This window comes from Rhizobacter sp. Root1238, from assembly GCF_001425825.1.
In the GTDB taxonomy this organism is placed as follows: Bacteria; Pseudomonadota; Gammaproteobacteria; order Burkholderiales; family Burkholderiaceae_C; genus Rhizobacter.
The window spans coordinates 113,096-138,581 of sequence record NZ_LMDM01000002.1 but is presented as its reverse complement, the minus strand read 5'-3'; the positions used below and the strand labels follow the sequence as shown (position 1 = coordinate 138,581).

The 25,486-nt window shown below is 69.5% G+C and carries 24 protein-coding genes; 19 read left to right on the top strand and 5 right to left on the bottom strand.

Features of this window, described 5'->3' with window-relative positions:
- Positions 1–24 precede the first annotated feature (24 nt).
- Positions 25–1,056 carry a protein translocase subunit SecF gene (secF, locus tag ASC98_RS03195; RefSeq protein WP_056805258.1) on the top strand — a complete coding sequence of 344 codons (1,032 nt, stop codon included), beginning with the start codon at positions 25–27 and terminating at the stop codon, positions 1,054–1,056.
- Positions 1,057–1,096: 40 nt separating this feature from the next.
- Positions 1,097–3,376, top strand: coding sequence for a DUF1631 family protein (locus ASC98_RS03190; protein ID WP_056805256.1), 2,280 nt, complete (start codon positions 1,097–1,099; stop codon positions 3,374–3,376).
- Positions 3,377–3,449: 73 nt separating this feature from the next.
- On the opposite strand, the gene ASC98_RS03185 is transcribed toward ASC98_RS03190, so the two are convergent.
- From ASC98_RS03185 to ASC98_RS03175, 3 genes are all read right to left on the bottom strand, one after another.
- Complete coding sequence (locus ASC98_RS03185) at positions 3,450–3,902, bottom strand: DUF494 family protein (protein ID WP_056805253.1); 453 nt, start codon at positions 3,900–3,902, stop codon at positions 3,450–3,452.
- Positions 3,903–3,965: 63 nt separating this feature from the next.
- Entirely contained in the window at positions 3,966–5,111 is a 1,146-nt protein-coding gene (dprA, locus tag ASC98_RS03180; RefSeq protein ID WP_056805250.1) for a DNA-processing protein DprA, read from the bottom strand.
- 66 nt (positions 5,112–5,177) lie between these two features.
- Positions 5,178–6,347, bottom strand: a complete 1,170-nt coding sequence (locus ASC98_RS03175; protein ID WP_056805247.1) for a LysM peptidoglycan-binding domain-containing protein — start codon at positions 6,345–6,347, stop codon at positions 5,178–5,180.
- A gap of 208 nt (positions 6,348–6,555) precedes the next feature.
- On the opposite strand from ASC98_RS03175, the gene def reads away from it, so the two are divergent.
- From def to ASC98_RS03130, 9 genes are all read left to right on the top strand, one after another.
- A complete protein-coding gene (gene def / locus ASC98_RS03170) occupies positions 6,556–7,068 on the top strand; it encodes a peptide deformylase (RefSeq protein ID WP_056805243.1) in 513 nt (170 codons plus the stop codon).
- 22 nt (positions 7,069–7,090) lie between these two features.
- Positions 7,091–8,047 (top strand): methionyl-tRNA formyltransferase, encoded by a 957-nt coding sequence (gene fmt / locus ASC98_RS03165; RefSeq protein WP_056805457.1) that lies wholly within the window; start codon positions 7,091–7,093, stop codon positions 8,045–8,047.
- Positions 8,048–8,101: 54 nt separating this feature from the next.
- Positions 8,102–8,947 (top strand): zinc metalloprotease HtpX, encoded by an 846-nt coding sequence (gene htpX / locus ASC98_RS03160; protein WP_056805239.1) that lies wholly within the window; start codon positions 8,102–8,104, stop codon positions 8,945–8,947.
- 113 nt (positions 8,948–9,060) lie between these two features.
- The gene (locus tag ASC98_RS32240) at positions 9,061–9,525 is read left to right on the top strand and encodes a hypothetical protein (RefSeq protein ID WP_082542195.1); all 465 of its coding nucleotides are present in this window, start codon (positions 9,061–9,063) and stop codon (positions 9,523–9,525) included.
- A gap of 35 nt (positions 9,526–9,560) precedes the next feature.
- Positions 9,561–10,325, top strand: a complete 765-nt coding sequence (locus tag ASC98_RS03150) for an AzlC family ABC transporter permease (protein ID WP_056805235.1) — start codon at positions 9,561–9,563, stop codon at positions 10,323–10,325.
- Positions 10,322–10,651 carry an AzlD domain-containing protein gene (locus ASC98_RS03145; RefSeq protein ID WP_056805232.1) on the top strand — a complete coding sequence of 110 codons (330 nt, stop codon included), beginning with the start codon at positions 10,322–10,324 and terminating at the stop codon, positions 10,649–10,651. Before ASC98_RS03150 ends, ASC98_RS03145 begins: the two co-directional genes overlap by 4 nt.
- A gap of 130 nt (positions 10,652–10,781) precedes the next feature.
- Positions 10,782–11,975: a phosphoglycerate kinase gene (locus tag ASC98_RS03140; protein WP_056805229.1), complete on the top strand. Its 1,194-nt coding sequence runs from the start codon at positions 10,782–10,784 to the stop codon at positions 11,973–11,975.
- Positions 11,976–12,057: 82 nt separating this feature from the next.
- Positions 12,058–13,488: a pyruvate kinase gene (gene pyk / locus ASC98_RS03135; RefSeq protein WP_056805227.1), complete on the top strand. Its 1,431-nt coding sequence runs from the start codon at positions 12,058–12,060 to the stop codon at positions 13,486–13,488.
- A gap of 99 nt (positions 13,489–13,587) precedes the next feature.
- Entirely contained in the window at positions 13,588–14,793 is a 1,206-nt protein-coding gene (locus ASC98_RS03130; protein ID WP_056805225.1) for a threonine ammonia-lyase, read from the top strand.
- Here the strand turns inward: ASC98_RS03130 and ASC98_RS03125 are convergent.
- A complete protein-coding gene (locus ASC98_RS03125; RefSeq protein WP_056805223.1) occupies positions 14,790–15,806 on the bottom strand; it encodes an STAS-like domain-containing protein in 1,017 nt (338 codons plus the stop codon). The two genes, ASC98_RS03130 and ASC98_RS03125, sit on opposite strands and share 4 nt — an antisense overlap.
- 292 nt (positions 15,807–16,098) lie before the next feature.
- Here ASC98_RS03125 and fba point away from each other — a divergent pair, with 292 nt between their 5' ends.
- From fba to ASC98_RS03110, 3 genes are all read left to right on the top strand, one after another.
- Complete coding sequence (fba, locus tag ASC98_RS03120) at positions 16,099–17,163, top strand: class II fructose-bisphosphate aldolase (protein ID WP_056805218.1); 1,065 nt, start codon at positions 16,099–16,101, stop codon at positions 17,161–17,163.
- Between the two features lie 101 nt (positions 17,164–17,264).
- Entirely contained in the window at positions 17,265–18,170 is a 906-nt protein-coding gene (locus tag ASC98_RS03115) for a phosphoribosylaminoimidazolesuccinocarboxamide synthase (RefSeq protein ID WP_056805216.1), read from the top strand.
- Between the two features lie 5 nt (positions 18,171–18,175).
- Positions 18,176–19,285 carry a hypothetical protein gene (locus ASC98_RS03110; RefSeq protein WP_056805212.1) on the top strand — a complete coding sequence of 370 codons (1,110 nt, stop codon included), beginning with the start codon at positions 18,176–18,178 and terminating at the stop codon, positions 19,283–19,285.
- 133 nt (positions 19,286–19,418) lie between these two features.
- Here ASC98_RS03110 and ASC98_RS03105 read toward each other — a convergent pair whose 3' ends face one another.
- Complete coding sequence (locus tag ASC98_RS03105) at positions 19,419–20,360, bottom strand: tetratricopeptide repeat protein (RefSeq protein ID WP_056805209.1); 942 nt, start codon at positions 20,358–20,360, stop codon at positions 19,419–19,421.
- Between the two features lie 141 nt (positions 20,361–20,501).
- On the opposite strand from ASC98_RS03105, the gene purE reads away from it, so the two are divergent.
- From purE to ASC98_RS03080, 5 genes are all read left to right on the top strand, one after another.
- Positions 20,502–20,966 (top strand): 5-(carboxyamino)imidazole ribonucleotide mutase, encoded by a 465-nt coding sequence (gene purE / locus ASC98_RS03100; protein WP_056805455.1) that lies wholly within the window; start codon positions 20,502–20,504, stop codon positions 20,964–20,966.
- Positions 20,963–22,126, top strand: coding sequence for a 5-(carboxyamino)imidazole ribonucleotide synthase (locus ASC98_RS03095; RefSeq protein WP_056805206.1), 1,164 nt, complete (start codon positions 20,963–20,965; stop codon positions 22,124–22,126). Before purE ends, ASC98_RS03095 begins: the two co-directional genes overlap by 4 nt.
- A gap of 31 nt (positions 22,127–22,157) precedes the next feature.
- A complete protein-coding gene (locus ASC98_RS03090) occupies positions 22,158–23,156 on the top strand; it encodes an L-threonylcarbamoyladenylate synthase (RefSeq protein WP_056805201.1) in 999 nt (332 codons plus the stop codon).
- Between the two features lie 50 nt (positions 23,157–23,206).
- Complete coding sequence (locus tag ASC98_RS03085; protein ID WP_056819576.1) at positions 23,207–24,202, top strand: SGNH/GDSL hydrolase family protein; 996 nt, start codon at positions 23,207–23,209, stop codon at positions 24,200–24,202.
- Between the two features lie 160 nt (positions 24,203–24,362).
- A complete protein-coding gene (locus ASC98_RS03080; protein WP_056805194.1) occupies positions 24,363–25,454 on the top strand; it encodes an SGNH/GDSL hydrolase family protein in 1,092 nt (363 codons plus the stop codon).
- Positions 25,455–25,486: the final 32 nt, after the last annotated feature.

Genomic DNA, 25,486 nt, shown 5'->3' with positions numbered 1-25,486 from the left:
ACACCAGAACAAGCAGGCATTTCCATGGAATTCTTCCGGATCAAGCGCGACATCCCGTTCATGCGGCACGCGCTGGTGTTCAACGTCGTGTCGCTGCTGACCTTCCTGGCTGCGGTGTTCTTCCTCGTGACCCGCGGCCTGCACCTGTCGGTCGAGTTCACCGGCGGCACGCTGATCGAGACGGCGTATTCGCAATCGGCCGACATCAACCGGGTGCGCGGCATCGTCGAGACGCTGCAGCTGGGCGAGGCCCAGGTGCAGAACTTCGGCAGCGCGCGCGACGTGCTGATCCGCCTGCCGGTGCGGCCGGACGTCAAGCAGGACGTGGTCGTCGAGCGGGTGTTCGGCGCGCTGTGCCAGGCCGAGAAGGGCACCGTGTCGGTCAAGCAGTTCGTCAGCGACAAGGGCGAGGCCGTCTCGCGGCCGGTCTGCACGGCCGGCGACGCCGAACCGTTGGCCCTGCGCCGCAACGAATTCGTCGGCCCGCAGGTCGGCCGCGAACTGGCCGAGGACGGCGCCAAGGCGCTGGTCTTCGTGATCGCCGGGATCATGCTGTACCTCGCGTTCCGCTTCGAGTGGAAGTTCTCGGTCGCCGCGATCGTCGCCAACCTGCACGACGTGATCATCATCCTGGGCTTCTTCGCGTTCTTCCAATGGGAGTTCAGCCTGTCGGTGCTCGCGGCCGTGCTCGCGGTGCTGGGCTACTCGGTCAACGAATCGGTCGTGATCTTCGACCGGATCCGCGAGGCCTTCCGCAAGTACCGCAAGATGTCGACGCACGAAGTCATCGACCACGCGATCACCAGCACGATGAGCCGCACCATCATCACGCACGGCAGCACGCAGATGATGGTGCTGTCGATGCTGATCTTCGGCGGCCAGACGCTGCACTACTTCGCGGTGGCGCTGACGATCGGCATCCTGTTCGGCATCTACTCGTCGGTTTTCGTCGCCGCCGCGATCGCGATGTGGCTTGGCGTGAAGCGTGAAGACCTGATGAAAGCGACCGCCAAAGAGACCGATCCGGACGATCCGAACGCCGGGGCGGTGGTGTAGAGTAAGGACTTCCCCCACCAGAGCGCTATCCGACACCTTCATGGCGACCGCCGCCGATTCGTTGGCCCTGGCCGCCCAGGCGCGCCGCTCCTACGTCGAGCGACTGCTCTATGGCGTGCCTGGCATCGTCCAGGCCGTCGAGGAAGGCGCGCGCTTGCTGGCCGCCCAGACGGCCGAGCACGGCATCCAGTACAAGCGCCGCGACGCCGCGGCCGACCTGCGTCGCGCCGCGCCGTTGTGGGTCAGTGGCATGACGACGGCGCTGCGCGCATCGCTCGGCAGCGGCATGGTGTCGGCGTCCCGCCCGGGCGACCTGCCGCCGCCGGGACGTGCGGCCAGCATGACACTGGTCGACGACGACACCATCGAGGTCGAGATCCTCAGCTCGCGGCTGGCACTGGCGATGATGGACAAGTCGTCGTGGGAGTTCACCGACCTGCGCTCGCGCATGTCGGCGATGGAGCGCCGCGACGAGCTCGACACCAACGACGTGCTGCGCCCGCATGTGCTCGCGCGCATCGTCACCGCCGCCTGGCGCGGCGCCTCGCTGAACCATGACCTGTGGCGCACGCTGCAAGGCGTGATCCACGAAGAATTCGCCCATTTCGCCGAAGAGGCCTACCACGAGACCAACCGCTGGCTCGTGCAGAAGGGCGTGCTGCCCGACGTCGACCTGCGCCCGTTCATCCGCCGTTCGCGCAATGCGCAGGGCGCTGCAGGTGGCGGAGCGGGCGGCGCACCGGCCACTGCCGCGCCACCAGCCACCGGCTTCGGGCGCACCGGGGTCGGCGAAGAAACCCGCATGATGACCCGGGCCGGCGGCTTCGCCCGCGGGTCCGACCACGCCGAGGCGGTGCTCGGGCGGCTGAACCGGCTGATCGGCCGTCAGCTGCCGGATTTCAGCCGCACGGCGCCGATGAATTCGACCTCCCCCGAGCTGAAGGCCGCGATCTCGGATGCGCAGCAGGGCATCCAGCGCCGGCTGGGCGCGCAGGATTCCCCGCGCACTGCGCCGGGCCAGGTCAGCACGCCGGCGCTGCTCGAAGAACTGCACCAGCGCAAGCAGGCGCTGAAGAAGGCCGCATCGACGCCGGTCGAGCGCGCGACGATCGAGATCGTCGCCTTGCTGTTCCAGAGCATCCTGACCGAAGAGCGCATCCCGGCCGTCGTGCGCGTCTGGTTCGCCCGGCTGCAGATGCCGGTGCTGCGCGTGGCCGTCAGCGAGCCCGATTTCTTCGCGACCGTCGACCACCCGGCGCGCCGGCTGATCGACCGCATGGGCGCCTGCGTGATGGGCTTCGACTCGACCAGCCGCGCCGTCGGCGATGCGCTCGAACGCGAGATCAAGCGCGTCGTGCAGGTCGTCGAGGCCTACCCCGACACCGGGCGCCGCGTGTTCCAGACGGTGCTGACCGAGTTCGAGAAGTTCCTCGAGAACTATTTCCAGAACGAGAACGAGGCGACGCGCAAGGGCGTCTCGCTGGCCCAGCAGGTCGAGCAGCGCGAGACGCTCGCGATCCAGTACACGATCGAGCTGCGCAAGATGCTCAACGAGGTGCCGGTGCAGGAAGGCGTGCGCGACTTCCTGTTCCAGGTCTGGGCCGACGTGATGGCGATGACGGCCGTCAAGAGCGGTGCGCAGGGCCCGGAGACGAAGACGATGAAGCGCGCCGCGGCCGACCTGATCTGGTCGGCGAGCGCGAAGGTGTCGCGCGAGGAACGAGCCGAGGTGATCCGCCGCCTGCCGCCGCTGCTGAAGACGCTGCGCGAAGGCATGGACCATGCCGGCGTGTCGCCGGAGCGCCAGGACGAACACATCCAGCGGCTGAACAACTCGCTCGCCGCGGCATTCACCGCCAAGACCGCCGCCATCCCGCAGGAGCGGCTCGAGGAACTGATGGTCCGGCTCGAGACGCTCGAGGAGATGCTCCCCGAATCGGCCGACGTCGACATCGACGAAGCGATGGTGCTCGACCTGTCGGGTCACGAGAGCGCCGAACTCGAGGTGGTCGGCGAAGGCGGCTCGATGCCGACGCCGGCGATGCTGACCTGGGCGCGCGAACTCCAGGTCGGCGGCTGGTACATGCTCGACTACCGCAACCGCAATGAAGCGGTGCAGCTCGCGTGGCAGGGGCTGCGGCGCCAGCTGGCGCTGTTCGTGTCGCCGCATGGGCGGGGCATCCTGTTCCAGCAGCACCGCCTGGCCGCCTTCCTCCAGGCCGGGTTGCTGGTGCCGGCGCAGGACGAATCGCTGACCGTGCGGGCCACGCGCAGCGCACTGGCGAAGCTCGACGTTGATCCGACCCGCCTGCTGAACTGAGCCGGCGACGCGTCGCACCCAGCAAAAAGGCCACCGCATGCGGTGGCCTTTTTGCTGGATGCGAAAGCGGTGTTCAGTGGATCAAGCGGTCCGCTTCGTCGACGAACAGTTCATCGAGGATCAGTGCGTCGGGCTCTTCGCCCAGGCTCCAGAACACCATCAGCACGATGATCTTCAGGTCTTCGAGGTCGACCGGGCCGCCGGAAATGGCAGTCGCGCGGTCGATGACCATTTCGCGCATCGGCGGCGGCAGCACGCCGGCGGATTCGAGGAAGCTGACGAAACCGATCGATGCCTCGCCCAGGTGCTCCTGCTCGGCCGGGGAATAGACGCGCAGGCTGTCGGCGCTTTGCTCGCCGGCATACGACTGCGCCGCGGTGGCCAGACCGTCGAGCCAGGACAGGGCTTCTTCGATCTCGTCCGACTCGAAGCCCATCGCCGACAGCTTGCGCGTCAACTGGGCGTGGTCGGGACACGCGTCCGGCCGCCAGTAGTTTTCGTACAGGTAGACAAGCACGTCGAACATGAACCGACTATACCGCAGGGTCACTGCCGGATGAGCGGCAAAAAGCCCTGCGTTCGGGGTGGCTCAGCTGGTCGAAACCCTCTGGAACAGCTGGCCCGGGAGGCGGTTGACGCGCCCTTCCAGTTCCAGCTCCAGCAGGCGGATGTTGAGCTGCTGCGCCGACCATCCGGTGCGCGCGACCAGCGCATCCAGGTTGGTGGGTTCGAAGCCGAGGGCGGCCAGCACCGCGTCTTCGACGGCATCGTCCGCGTGAGCACCCACCTCGGTATCGGCGACGGCGGCCGCCCGCTGCGGGAACTGGATTTCTTCCAGCACGTCGGCCGCGCTCTCGACCAGCTTCGCGCCCTGCTTGATGAGCCCATGGCAACCGCGCGACTGCGGCGAGTGGATCGATCCGGGAATCGCGAACACCTCGCGCCCGGCCTCGCTGGCCAGCCGGGCGCTGATCAGCGAACCCGATTGCAATGCCGCCTCGACGACCAGCGTGCCGCGCGACAGCCCGGCGATGATGCGATTGCGCTGCGGAAAGTTGTGCGGCAGCGGCGGCATGCCGAGCGCGTATTCGCTGAGCATCAGCCCCTCGACGCCGATGCGCGCCGCCAGTGCGGCATGGCGCTTCGGGAACACCTGGTCGAGCCCGGTGCCGACCACCGCGATGGTGCCGGCAGGCCCTTGCAGAGCACCTTCGTGCGCCGCGCCGTCGATGCCCTGGGCGAGCCCGGACACCACCGTCATGCCGGCCTCGCTCAACGCGCGCGCAAAGGCCCTGGCGTTCGCCAGCCCCGGGGCCGTTGCCTGCCGACTGCCGACGATGGCCACGCACGGCGCCGCGAGCAGCTCGATGCGCCCTTCGGCATAGAACATCAGCGGCGGGTCGGCGGTCTGCAGCAACGCCGCCGGATAGTGGGGATCGCCCAGCGTCACGATCTGGCGCGGCGCCTCGGCCGAGGCCGCCGCCAGCCAGCGGCGCGTGGTGACCAGCAGAGCGGCCAGTTCGTCCGACAACGCGTCCAGCGCCTCCGCGATGGACGGGGCGACGACCTGCCGGCGCGCGGCGGAGCCCGCCTGCAGCACCGCGCGGGGCGAGCCGAACGCGGCCAGCAGCCTGCGTGCTGCTTCGCGCCCGACGCCGGGCGTCTCGGTCAGCCGAACCCAATCCGCCCAGTCATCGATCGGGGCGGCACCAGGGAACGCGGAAGAGGCACCCATGCCGGTCGTCCGACCGGCGACCGCCCGACAACGAACAACGAGGCAGTCGCGGTCGGCGCAGGGCGTTCAGGGCTGCGTGAAGCGGTCGCCGCGGCGAACCGGTTCCTGCACCGACAGGATCAGCGCATACGACATGCGGTCGAACACGCGGAAGACGAACAGGAAGCCATGACGCTCGTCCGGCAGCTTGATCGCCGGCGAACCGGCCACGGTCTTGTCGGTGGTGCGGGCGCCGTCTTTCCACAGCGCCAGCACGTTGCCCTTCTCGAGGCCGTCGCGTGCGCCCTTGTTCAGCGACACGATCTGGTTCTGGCCGGCGGCCACCGCCTCGCCGTACACCGAGACGATCTGCCCGGCGATCGGCGACTGCGGCGCGCGCGGCACATAGTTCTGGAACTCGCGCGGAGGCACCGGCGACAGCTTGTCGCCGACGCGCACTTCCTGGCGGATGTTGTTCAGCATGAACGTGTCGGGGACGATGTCGTCGGCCCGGGCGGTACCGCTGGTGTCGCCCTGGCGGATCAGTTCGCCGGTGCCGAGGTAGAACGCTTCGTAGCCCAGCACCTCGTTGGTGGTCGGGTCGCGCAGCGCCTGCGGCTCGCGGAAGAAGCGGAAGTTGCGCAAGCCGCCCAGGTCGCCCCGCACATAGGCCTTGTCGCCACGGGCCAGCAGCACGCGGCCCTCGGGCGTCGCGACGACGCGCGGCGCCTTCGCGAGTTCGTTCTCGTCGAGGATCATCGCCTCGTTCAGGAACGGCTCGATCAGGTTCAGCGCGATCGCCGGGATGCCGTCGCGCGACAGGTCGCCTTCACGCACGCGCGGCGACAGCTTGACGACGCCGCCCTGTTCGCCGCTGCCGACGCGCAGGCGCGCACGGCCGTTGGCCTTGTCGAGGAACAGCACCTGGCCCGGGTAGATCAGGTGGGGATTGCGGATCTGGTCGAGGTTCATGCCCCACAGCTCGGGCCAGCGCCACGGGCTGACGAGGAACATGCTGGAGATGCCCCACAGCGTGTCGCCGCTCTTCACGGTGTAGGAATCGGGGGCGTTCGGCGACAGCTCGGACAGTGCGACGCCGGCCTCGGCCACCTGCTTGGCGGTGCTGCGCTGCTTGGGCGTGATCGGGTAGTTGCCGGCTTCTGCGTTCGCGGTCGCGGAACCGAAGCAAACGCCCAGCGCAACGGTGATGGCAGCAGCCCGGGGGAACGACAGGGCGATACGGTGGCTTCGGTTCATGCGGTCAAGTCTCCGGGCGCTCAGGCAGCACAATGCTGCGTTGTGCGGTTAACTGAACCGGGCCGCGGCAAGACGCCTGCGACTCGGCGAAAATCTTCATTCAGTTTCACAGATTCTGCCCCTAAACCCTTGATATCGCAACGAAATTGACTTCCGGACACACCTCGCGTGAGTCCTGTCACGCCCTCCGGCGTTGCGCGTTTCCCACATGGCCAAGCTCTCGATCCTTCGTTACCCCGATCCGCGCCTGCACACCGTTGCCAAGCCTGTCACGCAAGTGGACGCACGCATCCGACAGCTCGTTGACGACATGCTGGAGACCATGTACCAGGCCGATGGCGTCGGCCTGGCCGCGACGCAGGTCGATGTCCACGAACGCGTGATCGTGATCGACACGTCGGAGCGCCGCGACGAACCGCACGTGCTGATCAACCCCGAACTGACGGCCCGCAGCGACGAGATGCTGACCGGCGACGAAGGCTGCCTGTCGGTGCCGCAGGTCTACGACAAGGTGCCGCGCCACGCGCGCGTCAGCGTGCGCGCGCTGAACCGCGCCGGCGAAAGCTACGAGTTCGACGCCGAAGGGCTGCTGGCGGTGTGCGTGCAGCACGAGATGGACCACCTGCTCGGCAAGGTCTTCGTCGAATACCTGAGCCCGATGAAGCGCGACCGCATCAAGACCAAGATGCTGAAGCGGACCCGCGACGAGCAGCGGCCCTGAGTGGCATGAACCGATGACTGCGATGCGCGTCGCCTTCGCCGGCACCCCCGAGTTCGCGCAGGTCGCGCTGGCCCGGCTGCAGGCCGCCGGCTTCGAGATCCCGCTGGTGCTGACACAGCCGGATCGCCCGGCCGGCCGCGGCATGAAGCTGCAGCCATCGCCGGTGAAGGCCTTTGCCGAAAGCCAAGGCATCGCGGTGGCCCAGCCGCGCAGCCTGCGCCTCGACGGCAAGTACCCCGGCGACGCGGCCGCCGCCCAGGCCGCGTTGCAGGCGGCTCGTCCGGACGCGATGGTCGTGGCCGCCTACGGGTTGATCCTGCCGCAGTGGGTGCTCGACCTGCCGGCGCGCGGCTGCCTGAACATCCACGCGTCGCTGCTGCCGCGCTGGCGCGGCGCGGCGCCGATCCACCGCGCGATCGAGGCCGGCGACGCGCAGACCGGCATCACGATCATGCAGATGGATGCCGGGCTCGACACCGGCGACATGCTGCTGGTCGAGGCGCTGACCATCCTGCCCACCGACACCACCGCCAGCCTGCACGACCGGCTGGCGCCGCTCGGCGGGCGCCTGATCGTCGAGGCGCTCGAACTGGCGGCCTGCGGCGGCATGCCCCGCACGCCGCAGCCGGCCGAGGGCGTCACCTATGCGCACAAGATCGACAAGGCGGAGGCGGCGGTCGACTGGGCGCTGCCGGCCGAGCAGGTCGAGCGCCGGCTGCGCGCCTTCGACCCGTTCCCCGGCGCGACCGGCCTGCTCGACGGCGAAACCGTGAAGCTCTGGCGCGGCACCGTGCGCACCGGCAGCGGCCAACCCGGCGCCGTGCTGTCGAGCGGCCCCGCCGGCCTGGAGGTCGCCTGCGGCACCGGCTCGCTGCTGCTGACCGAGCTGCAGCGCCCCGGCGGCAAGCGGCTGCCGGCCGCGGCGTGGCTGCAGTCGCGGCCGGTCGCCCCGGGCAGCGCCTTCAGCCACGCCGATTGAACTTGGGCGGCGGGACCTCATCTGAGGCCCTGTAGCAAGAGAAAGGGTTTCCCCATGTTCAACCTGTTGAAGACCGCGGTGCTGATGGCTGCCATCACGGCGCTGTTCATGGCCATCGGCGCGCTGATCGGCGGCCGCGCCGGCATGATGATCGCGCTGGTCGTGGCCGTCGGCATGAACTTCTTCAGCTACTGGTTCTCCGACAAGATGGTGCTGCGCATGTACAACGCGCAGGAAGTCGACGAGACCTCGGCGCCGCAGTTCTACCGGATGGTGCGCGACCTCGCGCAGCGTGCCCAGCTGCCGATGCCGCGCGTCTACCTGATCAACGAGGACGCCCCGAACGCGTTCGCGACCGGCCGCAACCCGGAGCATGCGGCGGTGGCCGCCACCACCGGCATCCTGCGCGTGCTGAGCGAGAGCGAGTTGCGCGGCGTGATGGCCCACGAACTGGCCCACGTGCGCCACCGCGACATCCTGATCAGCACGATCAGCGCGACGATGGCCGGTGCCATCTCGATGCTCGCGAACTTCGCGATGTTCTTCGGCGGCCGCGACAACGAAGGCCGGCCGCAGAACCCGATCGTCGGGCTGCTGGTGATGCTGCTCGCGCCGCTGGCGGCCAGCCTGATCCAGATGGCGATCAGCCGCGCCCGCGAGTTCGAGGCCGACCGCGGCGGCGCCGAGATCTCCGGCGACCCGAAGGCGCTGGCCAGCGCGCTGCAGAAGATCCACCGCTACGCGCAGGGCATGCCGCTCGAGGCCGCCGAGCGCCACCCGGAGACGGCGCAGATGATGATCATGAACCCGCTGTCCGGCGGCGGGCTGCGCGGCCTGTTCTCGACCCACCCGTCGACCGAGGAACGCGTTGCGCGGCTGCTCGCGATGCAGACCGCCTGAGCCGCACCGCCAAAGCCTGGAACTGGCCCCTCTTCGAGGGGCTTTTTCACTTCTGGCCAGGCGGCGAACCAGCGGACACTGCAACAACCGACCCGTCCCCGACCACCGCCGCCATGCCACGCCACCTGATCCCCGCGCTCCTGCTCTGCACCGCCGCCGTCGCCGGCTGCGACATGCTGGGCGTCGATTCGGCCGAGAAGCTGGCCGCGGCGCGCGAGGCCGATGGCCGCGCGATCGGCGGCGCCTGCCGCCACGCCAACCGGGCCATCGAGGATTGCTATGCACTGAACAAGAAGGCCGACAAGGCCTCGGTGTTCGCCGGCTGGCGGGACATGAACGACTACATGCGCGAGAACAAGATCGAGCCGGTGGCGCCGCAGATCGGCGGCGCCAAGTCGGCCGAATCGCGCGGCGAGGCCAAGTCCGAAGCGAAATCGGAAGGCAAGGCCGAGATGCGCGCCGACGTGAAGCCCGAGAAGGCCGTCGACGGCGAGGCCCCGGCCGAAGCCGCCGCCCCGGCACCCGAGAAGCGTCCCAAGGCATCGGGCGCGAAGCCCGCCAGGCACAGCGACACCTGACAGCGGGAATACCCGCATGCGGTGACAATGCCCGCATGAGTTCATCGCTGCGCGCCCTCGTCCGCCACCCCCAGTTCGCCGCCGGTGTGCGCGAGATGTCCGGGGTCAGCCTGGGCATCGCCGCCTGGGGCCTGGTGACCGGCGTCGCGATGGTGAAGGCCGGCCTGTCGATCCCGCTGTCGCTGCTGATGACCTTCGCGGTGTTCGCCGGCAGCGCGCAGCTGGCCGCGATCCCGTTGATGGGCGCCGGCTCGCCGGCCTGGGTGGTCTGGGCCACCGCGCTGTGCATCAACCTGCGCTTCGTGATCTTCAGCGCCCACTGGCGGCCGTTCTTCATGCGCTTCCCGCGCGGCCAGCGCATGCTGCTCGGCTACCTGACCGCGGACCTGAACTACGTGCTGTTCATGAAGAAGTTCAAGGAACCGCGCGACGACGAAGGCCAGATCGAGTATTTCCTCGGCAGCAGTGCGATGAGCTGGCTGGCCTGGCAGCTGCCGTCGGTGCTCGGCATCGTGCTGGCCGACGTGGTGCCGACCCATTGGGGGCTCGGTTTCGCCGGCGTGCTGGCGCTGCTCGGGCTGGGCTACGCGCTGATGTCCGACAAGGCGACCAGCTTTGCGGCCGTGGTGGCCGGCGCGGCCGCGGTGGCCGCGTTCGCGCTGCCGTACCGGCTGAACATGGTGGTCGCGATCGCCGCGGCGGTGTGCATCGGGCTGATGATCGACGGTGGCGGCGATGCCGGGCGGCGCGTGCTGGCGTCCCTGATGCGCAGCAAGCCGCGCAACGGGGTCGCGTCATGAGCGAACTGGAATCGCTCATCACCATCATCGGCCTGACCGCGATCACCGTGCTCACCCGCTGCTTCTTCCTGGTCTCCGACCGCGAGCTGCGCCTGCCCGGCTGGGTGCAGCGCGGCCTGCGCTATGCGCCGCTGGCCGCGCTGGCCGCTGTCGTCGTGCCCGAGGTCGCGATGAGCCAGGGCCAGCTGATCGCCACCTGGCAGGACGCGCGGCTGTGGTCCGTGCTGGCCGCGACGGTGTATTTCTTCTGGCGCCGCGGCATCCTCGGCACGATCCTCGTCGGCATGGCCGTGCTGGTGCCGCTGAAACTGCTGGCCGGCTGGTAGATGCGCTGGCGCGGAGATGTTGGCACGAGAGGGCCCGGCTGGTGTCCAATGCCCGCTGGATCTCGAAACCGCTTGGTAACTTTTACGCCCGCGGCATCCCTAGAATTCCCCCTCTAAACTTTGCCCGCCCATGAACGTTCTCCGTTTTGAAGACCTTGCAGCCCAAGGCAAAGCTGCAGGCCAGCGCGTGTTCATCCGCGCCGACCTGAATGTGCCGCTGGACGACACCGGCCGCATCACCGAAGACACCCGCATCCGCGCCTCGGTGCCTTGCATCGAGCTGGCGCTGAAGGCCGGTGCCGCGGTGATGGTGACCTCGCACCTGGGCCGCCCGACCGAGGGCGAGTTCAAGCCGGCGGACTCGCTGGCCCCGGTCGCGAAGCGCCTGGGCGAACTGCTCGGCCGCGAGGTGCCGGTGATCGCGAACTGGGTCGATGGCGTGCAGGTCGCGCCCGGCCAGGTGGTGCTGCTCGAGAACTGCCGCATCAACAAGGGCGAGAAGAAGAACAGCGAAGAACTCTCGCGCAAGATGGCCGCGCTGTGCGACATCTTCGTGCACGACGCCTTCGGCACCGCGCACCGCGCCGAGGCCTCGACCTACGGCATCGCGCAGTTCGCGAAGATCGCCTGCGCCGGCCCGCTGCTGGCCGCCGAAATCGACGCGATCACGAAGGCGCTGGCCAACCCGAAACGGCCGCTGGTGGCGATCGTCGCCGGCAGCAAGGTCAGCACCAAGCTGACGATCCTGCAGTCGCTCGCGAAGAACGTCGACCAGCTGATCGTCGGCGGCGGCATCGCCAACACCTTCCTGCTGGCCGCCGGGCTGCCGATCGGCAAGTCGCTGGTCGAAGCCGACCTGGTCGGCGAGGCCAAGGCGGTGATCGACGCGATGAAGGCGCGCGGCGCCGCGGTGCCGATCCCGACCGACGTCGTCACCGCGAAGGCCTTCGCGGCCGACGCGCCGGCCACCGTGAAGGCGGCGTCGGCCGTCGAACCCGACGACCTGATCCTCGACATCGGCCCGCAGACGTCGGCCAAGCTCGCCGCCCAGCTGAAGGCCGCCGGCACCATCGTCTGGAACGGCCCGGTGGGCGTGTTCGAGTTCGACGCGTTCGCGCACGGCACCGAAACGCTGGCGCGCGCGATCGCCGCGTCGGACGCGTTCAGCATCGCCGGCGGCGGCGACACGCTGGCCGCGATCGCGAAGTACGGCATCGAGAAGGACGTCGGCTACATCTCGACCGGCGGCGGCGCGTTCCTGGAAGTGCTGGAAGGCAAGACGCTGCCCGCCTTCGAAATTCTTCAGCGCCGTGCCCAAGGCTGATCGCTCCGGCCGCGCGCCGGCCCACCCCGTGCCGGCACCTTTGATTGCAGCACCCACAACGACAAGACCGGAGACCCTCACCATGCCACGCGCCACCAAGATCGTCGCCACCCTCGGCCCCGCCTCGAGCTCGCCGGAGGTGCTGGCGCAGATGATCCGCGCCGGCGTCGACGTGGTGCGGCTGAACTTCTCGCACGGCAAGGCGCAGGACCACATCGACCGCGCAAACCTCGTGCGCGAGGTCGCCCGCGCCGCCGGCAAGGAAGTGGCCATCATGGCCGACCTGCAGGGCCCGAAGATCCGCGTCGGCAAGTTCGAAGGCGGCAAGACGATGCTCGAGCCGGGCCAGAAGTTCGTGCTCGACGCCAGCAGCACCGCGCTCGGCACCAACGAACTGGTGAGCCTCGACTACAAGGAGCTGCCGCGCGACGTGAAGCCAGGCGACACGCTGCTGCTGAACGACGGGCTGCTGAAGCTGACGGTCGACGCGGTGCGCGGCGACCAGGTGCACACCACCGTGGTGATCGGCGGCGAACTGTCGAACAACAAGGGCATCAACAAGGCCGGCGGCGGCCTGACCGCCCCGGCGCTGACCGCCAAGGACATGGAGGACATCAAGACCGCGATGAGCTTCCAGTGCGAGTACCTGGCGGTGAGCTTCCCGAAGAACGCGACCGACATGGAAATGGCGCGCCAGCTGGCCAACGTGGCTGGCGAGCCGTGGCGCCACAAGCCGGCGCTGATCGCGAAGATCGAGCGCACCGAAGCGATTCCGGCGCTCGAGAGCATCCTGCGCGCGAGCGACGGCATCATGGTCGCGCGCGGCGACTTGGCGGTCGAGGTCGGCAATGCCGCGGTGCCGGCGCTGCAGAAACGCATGATCAAGATGGCACGCGAGATGGACCGCGTGGTCATCACCGCGACGCAGATGATGGAATCGATGATCGTCAACCCGGTGCCCACGCGCGCCGAGGTCAGCGACGTCGCCAATGCGGTGCTCGACGGCACCGATGCGGTGATGCTCAGCGCCGAGACGGCCGCCGGCCGGTACCCGGTCGAGACGGTCGAGATGATGTCGACCATCTGCATCGAGGCCGAGCGCGCCGAGGAGATCTCGCTGGACGCCGGCTTCACCAACAAGAAGTTCGGCCGCATCGACCAGTCGATCGCGATGGGCGCGCTGTTCACCGCGTACCACCTGGGCTGCAAGGCGATCCTCGCGCTGACCGAATCGGGTTCGACCTCGCTGTGGATGAGCCGCCACAAGATCCACGTGCCGATCTACGGCCTGACCTCGCAGGTGGTCACGCAGCGCAAGATGATGCTGTACCGCAACGTTCGCCCGCTGCTGATGCCGAACTTCAGCGACCGCGACGAGGCGCTGAAGCGCGCCGAGATGCTGCTGATCGAGAAGGGCGTACTGAAACCGGGCGACACCTACGCGATCACCTGCGGCGAGCCGATGGGCTACCCGGGCGGCACCAACATGCTGAAGGTGTGCCGCGTTGGCTAGAGCGACCGCAGCCCATCAAGCAACACCCGCGGAACCGGCTTTGCCGGGCCGCTGGGTGGCGCCCCCTGGGGCAGGAGCGAAGCGACGTGGGGGCGCCTCATGACGCTCGCCCTTGCTGATATCCGTGCCGCCGCCGAGCGCCTGCACGGCCAGGTGCTCGACACCCCCTGCGTTCCTTCGCGGACCCTCTCGGCCATCGCCGGCTGCGAGGTGTTCCTGAAGTTCGAGAACCTGCAGTTCACCGCCTCCTTCAAGGAGCGCGGCGCCCTCAACAAGATCGCCCAGCTGAGCGACATCGAGCGCGCGCGCGGCGTGCTCGCCGTGTCGGCCGGCAACCATGCCCAGGGCGTTGCGTACCACGCCCAGCGGCTGGGCATTCCCGCCACCATCGTGATGCCGCGCTTCGCGCCGGCGGTGAAGGTCGAACGCACGCGCGGCTTCGGCGCCACCGTGGTGCTCGAAGGCGACACCTTCGACGATGCGCGCGCGCACGGGCTGCGGCTGGCGCAGGAGCGCGGCCTGACGCTGGTGCACCCCTACGACGACCTGCAGGTGGCGGCCGGCCAGGGCACGCTCGGCCTGGAGATGCTCGCGCAGCAGCCGTCGCTCGACACGCTGGTGGTGGCGATCGGCGGCGGCGGGCTGATCGGCGGCGTGGCCACCGCGGCCAAGGCGCTGAAGCCCGGCATCCAGGTGATCGGCGTGCAGACCGAGCGCTTCCCGGCCGTCTGGAACGCGGTGCACGGCGAACAGCGCGAGAGCGCCCAGGCCACCATCGCCGACGGCATCGGCGTCAAGGTGCCTGGTGCCGCCACCGTGCCGCTGATCAAGCAGCATGTCGACGACGTGCTGCTGGTCGGCGAGGACGACATCGAGCAGGCGATCCTGATGCTGCTGGAGATCGAGAAGACGGTGGTCGAAGGCGCCGGAGCCGTCGGCCTCGCGGCCTTGATGAAGCACCGGGCACGCTTCGCCGGGCGCAAGGTCGGCCTGATCCTGTGTGGCGGCAACATCGAGCCGCTGGTGCTGGGCGAGATCATCCAGCGCGGCATGGTGAAGTCGGGCCGGCTCGCACGCCTGCGCATGGACGTGCGCGACGTGCCGGGCGCGCTGGCCGACGTCGCGACGCTGCTCGGCAAGCTGGGCGCCAACATCGACGAGGTGCAGCACCAGCGGGCGTTCAGCTCGCTGTCGGTCGAACGCGCCGAGATCGAGGTGGTGGTGCACACGCGAGGCGTGGCCCACATCGAGGAGATCCTGGCCGCGATGCGCGCCCAGGGCTACCGCGCAGAGAGAATCGGCTAGCGGCGGATGCTGCCGACCATGGCCGCCACGGCCGGCGCCATGTTGATCGGCACCAGTTCCAGCGCGTCCTGCTCACCGGCCAGCACGCGGAACAGCTCGTCCGCAAAGCTGTGCCCGACGCTCGTCACACCGCTGAAATCGACCTCGGCGCGGCGGAACTGGTTCAGCCGGGCGCCGACACGGCGCGCCTGAGAACGCGACTCCAACCCCGATTGCGTCGTCGTCAACAGGCGCAGCGGCACCACGGTGCGCTCGAAGTCGTAGCCCGCGCCGTCGGCACTGTGCGCCTGCAGCACCGCTTCCAGCGAGCGCGTGCTGTCGAGCGCGAACGCGGCATAGACCGAGGTGCCGTGGCACTTCAGCGGCTTGCCCTCGCGCCAGCGGCCGGCTTCCCAGCCGCGGTGCTGGAAGGCCGATTCGTTCGCATGCAGGTCGAACACGTCGGCCAGCTTCGACGTGAAGAACAGCCCGCGACCGCAGTGGCGGTCCGGGGCGCTGGTCAGCTTGCCCTTGCTGAGCTCGAGCATCGCGAGGTGCGGCTCGTCGAGCGCGAAGGCCTCGTTGATCTTGTCGAACACGCCGCGGCCGTCGTCCGACACCAGCAGCTGCGCATGGCTCGCGGTCTGGCGCAGCGACACCGTGACCTGGCGGCCGGCGCTGTGGTCGATCGCGTTGTTCAGCAGTTCGGTGAACGCGTGGTGCACCATGCGGCGCACCGCATCGGGGAATGCGAAGAACGGGGCGAAGTCGCGCGACCACGGCAGGTCTTCCGACAGGCCGTCCAGCGGGTAGCGCTGCACCACCTGGCGCATCACGCCCGGCCGGTAGCTCGGACGCGAGACGGCGCCTTCGCGCACCAGCCAGCCCGTCTCGGTCAGCCGGCGCAAGGCCTTGTTCGCGGTGGCGCGCGACACGTCGGCGCGCTGCATCAGCTGCGACGCGAGCTCGGTCGGCTGCTGCTGCGCGGCAGCGGTGATCCACAGGGTGAGTGCATTCAGGTCGAGTCGGGCCATGGCGGATTCCCTCCAGCGGGACGAGCGGTCGGATGTCGGCGTCCAGTGTCTGTCGCGTTCGCGCCGGCTTGAGCCGGAAAAGCGGGGCAAAGCCGGCCCAGTTCCGCAGCGGGCAGGCCGGCCCGTTTCCTGCAAAAGCCCGCGGCCCCTGCGGCACCCCGCGGCACCCCGCGGTCACGGGAGGTCATCACGCCGGCGGGGTTTTCCCGCAGGTCCCGTCAGTACAATCGCCCGGAGTTACAGCGCGGTTTCATGCCGCCTGAAGGGTTTCTTCACTTCCAGGTAGATCGCCATGCCACTCGTTTCGATGCGTCAGCTGCTGGACCATGCCGCCGAGAACGGTTACGGAATTCCGGCCTTCAACGTCAACAACCTCGAGCAGGTGCAGGCCGTGATGAGTGCGGCCGACGAGGTCGGCGCCCCGGTCATCCTGCAGGCCAGCGCCGGTGCCCGCAAGTACGCCGGCGAGCCGTTCATCAAGCACCTGATCCTCGCGGCGGTCGAAAGTTACCCCCGCGTTCCATTGGTGATGCACCAGGATCACGGCCAGAACCCGGACGTCTGCCAGGGCGCCATCAACCTGGGCTTCAGCTCGGTGATGATGGACGGCTCGCTGCAGGCCGACGGCAAGACCATCGCCAGCTACGACTACAACGTCGACGTGACGCGCAAGGTGGTCGACATCGCGCACCGGGTCGGCGTCACCGTCGAGGGTGAACTCGGCGTGCTCGGTTCGCTCGAGACGATGAAGGGCGACAAGGAAGACGGCCACGGCACCGACGCGACGATGACGCTGGACCAGCTGCTGACCGACCCGGAGCAGGCCGCCGACTTCGTCAAGCGCACCCAGCTCGACGCGCTGGCCATCGCGATCGGCACCAGCCACGGCGCCTACAAATTCACCCGCAAGCCCACCGGCGACATCCTCGCGATCCAGCGCATCAAGGAAATCCACGCCCGCATTCCGAACACCCACTTGGTGATGCACGGCAGCTCGAGCGTGCCGCAGGAGCTGCTGGCGGCCATCCGCGAGTTCGGCGGCGACATGAAGGAAACCTATGGCGTGCCGGTCAGCGAGATCCAGGAAGCCATCAAGCACGGCGTGCGCAAGATCAACATCGACACCGACATCCGCCTCGCGATGACCGCGGCGATCCGCAAGTTCTTCGTGCAGAACCCCGAGAAGTTCGACCCGCGCGAGTACCTGAAGCCGGCGCGCGAGGCCGCCAAGGCGATCTGCAGGCAGCGCTACCTGGAGTTCGGCTGCGAAGGGCAATCCGGCAAGATCAAGGCGCAGAGCCTGGAACAGGTCGCTCAACGCTACGCCAAGGGCGAGCTGGCGCAGATGGTGGTCTGAAACCCGCATCCCCACTGTTGATGAAGCCCGGCCGTGCCGGGCTTCGTTGTTCGTGGCTCACTACAATCCGGCGCTGTCCTGCCCCTGCGCCGAAAGAGCCCATGAATGCCGTGCTGAACTCCACCCTCACCTCCCTGCCCCTGCTCGCGCGCGGCAAGGTCCGCGACAACTACGCGGTGGGCGAAGACCGCATCCTGATGCTCGCGAGCGACCGCCTCAGCGCGTTCGACGTGATCATGGGCGAGCCGATCCCCGGCAAGGGCGAGCTGCTGACGCAGATGGCGCTGTTCTGGTTCGCTCACCTCGAAGGCATCGTCCCGAACCACCTGACCGGCGACGACCCCGAGAGCGTCGTCACCGCCGCCGAACGCCCGCAGGTGCGCGGCCGCTCGATGCTCGTCAAGCGCCTGAAGCCGCTGCCGGTCGAGGCCGTCGTGCGCGGCTACCTGGCCGGCAGCGGCTGGACCGAGTACCAGCAGAGCCAGTCGGTGTGCGGCGTCGCGCTGCCGCCGGGCCTGAAGAACGCGAGCCCGCTGCCCGCGCCGATCTTCACGCCGGCCACCAAGGCCGAGATGGGCGACCACGACGAGAACATCTCGTTCGAACGAATGGTGCAGATCATCGGCGCCGAGCTCGCCGCCCGCGTGCGCGACACCGCGATCCAGCTCTACACCCGCGCCGCCGGCATCGCGCTGAAGAAGGGCATCATCATCGCCGACACCAAGTTCGAGTTCGGCCTCGACCGCGACGGCACGCTGACGCTGATGGACGAAGTGCTGACGCCCGATTCGTCGCGCTTCTGGCCGGTCGAAGGCTACGACGCCGCCTTCCGCGAGGGCCGCAACCCGCCGAGCTACGACAAGCAGTTCGTGCGCGACTGGCTGGAGCAGGCCCGCGTCGACGGCCAGCCGTGGGGCAAGCGCGCACCGGCCCCGGCGCTGCCCGCCGAGGTGGTCGAGAAGACCGCCGCCAAGTACCGCGAAGCCCTGCAACGCCTGACCTCCTGAGCGTCATGCAGTCCCGCCTGCTGAAGCAGCTCGACGCCGCCATCGACGCCGCAAGCAACCCGGTCAAGGCCGATTGCCTGCGTGCCGAACGCGCCTGCCTGGTGGCGCGCCATGGCCACTTCGACGACGCGCGCAAGACGCTGACCGGCCTGCAACAGCAGTACGCGCGGCAACCGAACATGGTGCTGAGCGCGTGGATCAGCCTGGCCGAAGGGCTGATCGCGCACTACGGCAAGCTCGGCGCGGCCGAGGCGATCGACAAGATCCACCGTGCCTACGCGATGAGCGGCGCCGCGCGCGAGCCGGCGCTGCATGCGCTGTGCTGCGCCTGGCTGGCCCACCTCGACTACGTGAAGCACGATTTCGTGTCGATGGCGCGCCGCGTCGCCGAGACGCTGGAGCTGGCGGACGCGAAGCACCATGCGGCCCGTTCGCGCATCGGCCTGGTGGTCGCGCAGACCTACCACTTCGCCGGCCGCTACGACCTCGCCCAGCCCTGGTACGCGCTGACCCGCCAGCACGGCACCGCCGAGGGCGACGAAGCGACGCTCGCGGCGCTGCTGGCCAACATGGCGTGGCTGAACACCAGCCAGGCGCGCCAGAACGTGCTGAGCGGCCCCGGCGAAGCGCAGGCCACGCGGCAGGCGATGCTCGGCGCCGAGTCGTCGCAGAACTTCGATGCGCTGGTCGGCACCGCGGCGCTGGAGGCGCTGGCGCCGATCCTGCGGGCGCAGCTGCTGTCGCTGCAGGGCCGGCATGCCGATGCGCTGCCGCTGTACGAGCAGCACCTCGACGTCGCATTGACGCAGGGCGCGGCCCACATGGCGAACTGGCTGCGGGCCGACCTGGCGTGGTGCCGGGTCCAGCTGAAGCAGCACGAGCTGGCGCGCGAAGAGGCGCTGGCCGCCGAGGCCGCGAACCGCGACGACTGCGACCTCGACGACCGGGCCGCGACGCACAGCCGGCTCGCGCAGGTCTACGCGGCGCTCGGACAGCCGGAAGCCGCCAGGAAACACTCGCAGCAGGCCGAGGCCGCCTGGCGCGCGTTTGCCGGCGAGCAGGCCGAAGTGCTGCGGTTGATCGACGCGGCGCTCCGCGGCCACCGTCCGCCCTGAGCCTGTCGAAGGGCCCGATCATCCTGAGCCTGTCGAAGGACCTGAGCCCGTCGAAGGGCCCGATCATCCTGAGCCTGTCGAAGGGTCGGGCTGAGCGGCTCCGTTGGCAGGTTCAGGCCGGCCGGCGGCTGGCTCAGAACAGCGCCATGCTCAGCTTGCGCCGGTACTGGTCGACCACCGGATCGGCCGGTGCGGTGTTGACCTTGCCCGCCACCTCGACCGCGCCCTTCGGGGCCGCCGCTTCGGCCTTGGCCGGTGCCGGCTTGCTCATCAGCTCGAGGATCGCGACGTAGGTCTTGCGCGCGAGCTCGCCGTTCCAGGCCTTGTCGCGCATCACGATCTCGAGCAGCTCGTCCATCGCCTGCGTGAAGCGCTGCGCGGCGAAGTGGGTCTGCGCCAGCTCGAAACGCGCGTCGAAATCGCGCTTGCTGGCGGCGATCGCCGCCGCCAGCTGATCGGGGCTGCGTGCCGATGCGGCCTTCTCGCAGGCCGCCAGCCAGTGGCCGGCCGCGGCCAGCCGCGCATCCAGCATCACCTTGCTCGCGACCGGGTCGAACGCGCGACGCGCATCGTCGACCCGCCCCATCGTCAGCAGCGCGCGCAGGTAGTCGTAGCGCGCGACGTCGTTGGCCGGGTCGATCGCCACCGCCTCCTGCAGCCGCTCCAGCGCGCTGTCGGCGTCGCCCTCGGCGAGCAGTTCCTCGGCCGCGGCCAGGTCTTCCTCGGCGGCCGCCTCTTCGGCGCTCGGCACGTGCCGGTCGAGGAATTCGCGCACCTGCGCCTCGGGCAGCGCGCCGACGAAGCCGTCGACCGGCTGGCCGCCCTTGAACAGCACGCAGAACGGGATGCTGCGCACGCCGAACATCTGCGACAGCTGGCTGGAGATCTCCGGCTGCTCGTCGGCATTCAGCTTGGCCAGCTTGAAGCGCCCGGCATAGGCGACCTCGATCTTCTCGAGCACCGGCGTCAGCGCCTTGCAGGGGCCGCACCACGGCGCCCAGATGTCCAGCAGCACCGGCTGCTCGACCGAGGCGTTGATCAGGTCGGCTTCGAAGTTCTGAATCGTGATGTCCATCGTGTTCCGGCAAAGGGAGGAGAGGCTGCTGGGAGGTCGCGCTCTGGTGTCGATCAGTCAGATGGGCCGCGCCGCCTACAATTCAAGGTTGTTCAGCCCTTGGAGCGAGCCGTGAGCAGCGCCCCCGTGGTTGGCGTGGTGATGGGTTCCAGCAGCGACTGGGAGACCCTGCGCCTCGCGACCGAGATTCTCGCCGAGTTCGGCGTGCCCTACGAGGCGCGTGTGGTCTCTGCCCACCGCATGCCCGACGACATGTTCGCCTACGCCGAAACGGCCGCCGCGCGCGGGTTGCGGGCCATCATCGCCGGGGCCGGCGGCGCCGCCCACCTGCCCGGCATGCTGGCCGCGAAGACCACGGTGCCGGTGCTCGGCGTGCCGGTCGCGAGCCGCCACCTGCAGGGCGTCGATTCGCTGCATTCCATCGTGCAGATGCCCAAGGGCATCCCGGTCGCGACCTTCGCGATCGGCAGCGCCGGCGCAGCCAATGCCGCGCTGTTCGCGGTCGCGATGCTGGCCTGCGACCAGCCCGCGCTGCGCAGCCAGCTCGAGGCCTACCGCGCCCGCCAGACCGAGGTCGCGCGCGCCATGAGTGCCGAGTTGAAATGACGCTGCGCTTCATTCCACCCGGCCAGACGCTCGGCGTGATGGGCGGCGGCCAGCTCGGCCGCATGTTCGTGCATGCCGCGCAGCAGATGGGCTACGCCACCGCGGTGCTGGACCCCGATGCGGCGAGCCCGGCCGGCCTGGTCGCGCACCACCATGTGCAGGCCGACTACCTCGACGCGACCGGTCTCGCGCACCTGGGCGCCGTCAGCGCGGCCGTCACCACCGAATTCGAGAACGTGCCCGCCGCCGCGCTGCGCACGCTGGCCGCGATGCGGCCGGTGGCGCCGTCGGGCGATGCGGTCGCGGTGTGCCAGGACCGGGCCGCCGAGAAGGCGCACTTCGGCCGCTGCAACGTGCCGTGCGCCCCGTTCGTGCTGATCGAGACCCGCGACCAGCTCGAGGCCGTCGACGCCGCGCTGCTGCCCGGCATCCTGAAGACCGCGCGCCTCGGCTACGACGGCAAGGGCCAGGTGCGGGTGGCCGACCGCGCGGCGCTGGCCGCCGCATGGGACGCGCTGAAGCAGGTGCCGTGCGTGCTCGAGCAGATGCTGCCGCTGGCCTATGAAGTCAGCGTCATCGTCGCGCGCGGCGCCGACGGCGCGAGCGTGCACTTCCCGCTGCAGCAGAACCTGCACCGCGACGGCATCCTCGCGGTGACGCGCGTGCCCTCGCCCGACGTGACGCCCGACGTGCAGCAGCAGGCCATCGCGCATGCGGGCCGCATCGCCGCGACGCTCGGCTACGTCGGCGTGCTGTGCGTCGAGTTCTTCGTGCTGAAGGACGGCCGGCTGGTCGCCAACGAAATGGCGCCGCGCCCGCACAACTCCGGCCACTACACGCTGGACGCCTGCGACCAGTCGCAGTTCGACCTGCAGGTGCGCACGCTGGCCGGCGCCCCGCTGGCCGCGCCGCGGCTGCATTCGCCGGCGGTGATGCTGAACCTGCTGGGCGACCTGTGGTTCCGCGACGGCGCCGCCGAAGCGGAACCCGACTGGGCCGCCGTGCTTGCGCTGCCGGGCGTGCACCTGCACCTGTACGGCAAGGCCAGCGCCCGCCCGGGCCGCAAGATGGGCCACCTGACCGTCACCGCCGCAACGGCCGAGTTCGCCAACGCGGTGGCGCTGCAGGCCGCCGAGCACCTGGGCCTCGCGGCCTGGTGATCGCCGCGACCGACTGAGCCGAGGACCCGACGTGCTGCTCGATGCCCGCGACCCTTCCGACGCCCGCACCGCGGACGCGGTGCGGCAGGCCGCCCGCGCGCTGGCCGACGGCGAGCTGGTCGGCATGCCGACCGAGACGGTCTACGGCCTGGCCGCGCGTGCCGACGACGATGCCGCGGTCGCGAAGATCTTCGCCGCCAAGGGTCGGCCGGCCGACCACCCGCTGATCGTGCACGTCGGCGACGTCGGGTCGGCACAGGTGTTCGCCGCCGACTGGCCGGCCGTCGCGCAGCGGCTGGCGGCCCGCTTCTGGCCCGGGCCGCTGACGCTGATCGTGCCGCGCGCGCCCGGCGTCGCCAGCGCGTCGGCTGGCGGGCAGGACAGCATCGGCCTGCGCTGCCCGTCGCACCCGGTCGCGCAGGCGCTGCTGCGCGAGGCCAAGGCGCTGGGCGTGCCGGGCCTGGCGGCGCCGAGTGCGAACCGCTTCGGGCGCATCAGCCCGACGCGCGCGGCGCACGTCGTCGAGGAATTCGGCGACGCGCTGCCGGTGCTCGATGGCGGCGATTGCGAGGTCGGCATCGAATCGAGCATCGTCGACTGCTCGCGCGGCCGGCCGGTGCTGCTGCGTCCCGGCGTGCTGACGCGCCAGCAGCTCGAAGCCGCGGCCGGCCAGCCGCTGGCCGACCGCGACGACGCGGCGCCGCGCGCTTCGGGCACGCTCGAGGCGCACTACGCGCCGCGCGCCAAGCTGCGGCTGATGCCCGGCCCGATGCTGAACACGGCGTTGCAGATGCTCGAAGGCTCGACATTGAAGCTGGCGGTATATTCGCGCACCGTGCCCGCCAAGGCGGTGCGCGGGCTGCGCCACCGCGCGATGCCGTCGCAGGCAACGCAGGCAGCCCACGAACTTTTTTCCGCGCTGCGCGAACTCGATGCCGAGGGCGTGCATCTGATCTGGGTGGAAGAGCCGCCCGCCGAACCCGAATGGGACGGCGTGCGCGACCGCCTGCAACGGGCTGCCGCCGCCTGAGGCGGCGCCCCATCCCAACCCACCCTCACCGTTTCCCGTCTGGAGTGTTCATGATTTTCAAGGCTGATCCGAAGCAAAACGGCTGGGTGCGCCTCGGCGCGGCACTGCTGGCGACCGCGCTGCTCGCCTCGTGCGGCGGCGGCACGCAGGTCGAGCGCTTCGTGCCGCGGCGGCTGCTCTCGTTCGGCGACGAGGCCAGCGTGATGACCATCACCGGCGCCAAGTACAGCATCAACGGGGTCGTCTACGACTCCACCACCACCCCGCCCACGCCGAGCACGGACTGCCGCGTCAATCCGATCTGGATCCAGAACGTCGCCGGCACCTTCGGCCTGGTCTTCGCGGAATGCAACCCGAACAGCGCCGCGGTCACCGCTCGCACGCTCGCGACCGTGGGCGCCGGAGTCAACGACGTCGCATCGCAGATCACGCAGTTCACCTCCGGCGACTCGCTGTCGAACACCGATCTCGTCACGGTGATGGCCGGCGCCAACGACATCATCGCGCTGTACCAGCAGTACCCCGGCCAAGGCACGAACGAGCTGCAGGCGGCCGCCGCCGCGGCCGGCGATGCGCTGGGCGCGCAGATCATCCGGCTGTCCGATCTCGGCGCGAAGGTGATCGTGTCGACCGCGCCCGACCAGGGCCTGACGCCGTATGCGGGCAAGGAAGACCTGGCGAACCCGGGCCGCGCGGCCTTCCTGTCGGCGCTCAGCTTCCAGTTCAATGCCGCGCTGCGGCTGAAGCTCGAAGAGGTGAAGGAGGGCGGCAAGTCGGTCGGCCTGGTGGTGTTCGACGAGCGCCTGCAGGACATGGTGCGCAACTACCCGAACTACTCGCTGGCGAACTTCAACACCGCCGCCTGCGTCACCACGGCCGCGCTGCCGACCTGCACCGACACGACGCTGAAGAAGGTACCCGAATCGGGCACCCTCGACGCGACGGCCTACTCCTGGCTGTGGGCCGACGACCTGCACTTCAGCCCGGCGGCGCACAGCCAGCTCGGCTCGATGGCCGCCAGCCGCGCCGTCAACAACCCCTTCTGAAGCACTCGGCCACGCTTCTTTACACGGCGAGCGGGTTTCTCCGATGAGGCGCCGGGACGGTGCCTCTCTATAGTCGGCGGCAGCTTTGTGCGCCGACGCGCACGTTGCATCACGACAGGCGGGCTCCTCGGTGCGCCCGCCGATCCAACAAGGGGTCTGCATGAAGAACATCCGTTCCTGGGGTGCGGTGACGCTGGCGTCGCTGCTGCTCGCCGCGTGTGGCGGCGGTGGCGACGGCGACCAGTCGCCGCGCGTGAAGTACACCGCGATGGTGTCGTTCGGTGACAGCCTGAGCGACGTCGGCTCCTATGCGACACCGGGGCTCGTGGCCGCCTCGGGCGGCGGCAAGTACACCGTCAACGGCCCGACCGGCAAGAACTGGACGGAACTGCTGTCCGCACAAGCCGGCACCGGCGCACCGTGCGCGGCACAGACCGGGTTGGAACCGTCCGGCGCGCTGGCGACGGCCGGTTTCGGGCAGGCCATCACGAACCATGCGGGCTGTTACGGCTATGCCCAGGGCGGCGCGCGCGTCACCAACCCGATCGGCCCGGGCAACAAGGCGTTGCTTCCGGGTGACCCGAGCGGTGCCGTCGGCCAGCTCACCGTGCCGGTCGTCACGCAGATCGGCAACCACCTGACCGCTGTCGGCGGCAAGTTCAGCGGTACCGAACTGGTCACCGTGATGGCTGGCGGCAACGATGTGTTCATCAACCTCGCCACGGCAGGCGCCAACCCCGACCCTGTCGCCGGTGGCACGGCCGCCGTCACGGCCATGGGCGTGGCCGGCGCGCAACTGGCTGGCTACATCAAGGCACTGATCCTGGCCAATGGCGCGACCCACGTGGTGGTCGTCAACCTGCCCGACGTCAGCCAGACGCCCCTCGCCTACGCGCTGCCGGCCGCGACGCAGGGCCTGATCAGCACGATGGTCACGACCTTCAATGCCCAGTTGCACACCGGGCTGGCCGGCACCAGCGGCGTGCTCGAGGTCGATGCCTACACGCAAGGCCGCGACCAGGTCGCCCAGCCGCAGCTCTACGGCCTGACCAACGTGACGACGCCGGCCTGCGACCTGGCCAAGCTGACCGCGACGCTGTTCGCCAGCTCGCTGGTCTGCTCCACCAACACGCTGATCGCCGGCGACACCTCGCACTACGAATTCGCCGACACGGTGCACCCGACGCCGTTCGCCTACCAGTTGCTCGCGCGGTTCGTCGCCAAGCGCATGGTCGAAAGCGGCTGGCTCTGAGCCCGCGCCCATCGATCTGCCCACCCAAAGGA

Excerpts from the sequence above, each read along its gene's own strand:
- secF (WP_056805258.1), top strand. The coding sequence starts at position 25 with ATGGAATTCTTCCGGATCAAGCGCGACATCCCGTTCATGCGGCACGCG.
- ASC98_RS03190 (WP_056805256.1), top strand. The coding sequence starts at position 1,097 with ATGGCGACCGCCGCCGATTCGTTGGCCCTGGCCGCCCAGGCGCGCCGC.
- ASC98_RS03185 (WP_056805253.1), bottom strand. The coding sequence starts at position 3,902 with ATGTTCGACGTGCTTGTCTACCTGTACGAAAACTACTGGCGGCCGGAC.
- dprA (WP_056805250.1), bottom strand. The coding sequence starts at position 5,111 with ATGGGTGCCTCTTCCGCGTTCCCTGGTGCCGCCCCGATCGATGACTGG.
- ASC98_RS03175 (WP_056805247.1), bottom strand. The coding sequence starts at position 6,347 with ATGAACCGAAGCCACCGTATCGCCCTGTCGTTCCCCCGGGCTGCTGCC.
- def (WP_056805243.1), top strand. The coding sequence starts at position 6,556 with ATGGCCAAGCTCTCGATCCTTCGTTACCCCGATCCGCGCCTGCACACC.
- fmt (WP_056805457.1), top strand. The coding sequence starts at position 7,091 with ATGCGCGTCGCCTTCGCCGGCACCCCCGAGTTCGCGCAGGTCGCGCTG.
- htpX (WP_056805239.1), top strand. The coding sequence starts at position 8,102 with ATGTTCAACCTGTTGAAGACCGCGGTGCTGATGGCTGCCATCACGGCG.
- ASC98_RS32240 (WP_082542195.1), top strand. The coding sequence starts at position 9,061 with ATGCCACGCCACCTGATCCCCGCGCTCCTGCTCTGCACCGCCGCCGTC.
- ASC98_RS03150 (WP_056805235.1), top strand. The coding sequence starts at position 9,561 with ATGAGTTCATCGCTGCGCGCCCTCGTCCGCCACCCCCAGTTCGCCGCC.
- ASC98_RS03145 (WP_056805232.1), top strand. The coding sequence starts at position 10,322 with ATGAGCGAACTGGAATCGCTCATCACCATCATCGGCCTGACCGCGATC.
- ASC98_RS03140 (WP_056805229.1), top strand. The coding sequence starts at position 10,782 with ATGAACGTTCTCCGTTTTGAAGACCTTGCAGCCCAAGGCAAAGCTGCA.
- pyk (WP_056805227.1), top strand. The coding sequence starts at position 12,058 with ATGCCACGCGCCACCAAGATCGTCGCCACCCTCGGCCCCGCCTCGAGC.
- ASC98_RS03130 (WP_056805225.1), top strand. The coding sequence starts at position 13,588 with ATGACGCTCGCCCTTGCTGATATCCGTGCCGCCGCCGAGCGCCTGCAC.
- ASC98_RS03125 (WP_056805223.1), bottom strand. The coding sequence starts at position 15,806 with ATGGCCCGACTCGACCTGAATGCACTCACCCTGTGGATCACCGCTGCC.
- fba (WP_056805218.1), top strand. The coding sequence starts at position 16,099 with ATGCCACTCGTTTCGATGCGTCAGCTGCTGGACCATGCCGCCGAGAAC.
- ASC98_RS03115 (WP_056805216.1), top strand. The coding sequence starts at position 17,265 with ATGAATGCCGTGCTGAACTCCACCCTCACCTCCCTGCCCCTGCTCGCG.
- ASC98_RS03110 (WP_056805212.1), top strand. The coding sequence starts at position 18,176 with ATGCAGTCCCGCCTGCTGAAGCAGCTCGACGCCGCCATCGACGCCGCA.
- ASC98_RS03105 (WP_056805209.1), bottom strand. The coding sequence starts at position 20,360 with ATGGACATCACGATTCAGAACTTCGAAGCCGACCTGATCAACGCCTCG.
- purE (WP_056805455.1), top strand. The coding sequence starts at position 20,502 with ATGGGTTCCAGCAGCGACTGGGAGACCCTGCGCCTCGCGACCGAGATT.
- ASC98_RS03095 (WP_056805206.1), top strand. The coding sequence starts at position 20,963 with ATGACGCTGCGCTTCATTCCACCCGGCCAGACGCTCGGCGTGATGGGC.
- ASC98_RS03085 (WP_056819576.1), top strand. The coding sequence starts at position 23,207 with ATGATTTTCAAGGCTGATCCGAAGCAAAACGGCTGGGTGCGCCTCGGC.
- ASC98_RS03080 (WP_056805194.1), top strand. The coding sequence starts at position 24,363 with ATGAAGAACATCCGTTCCTGGGGTGCGGTGACGCTGGCGTCGCTGCTG.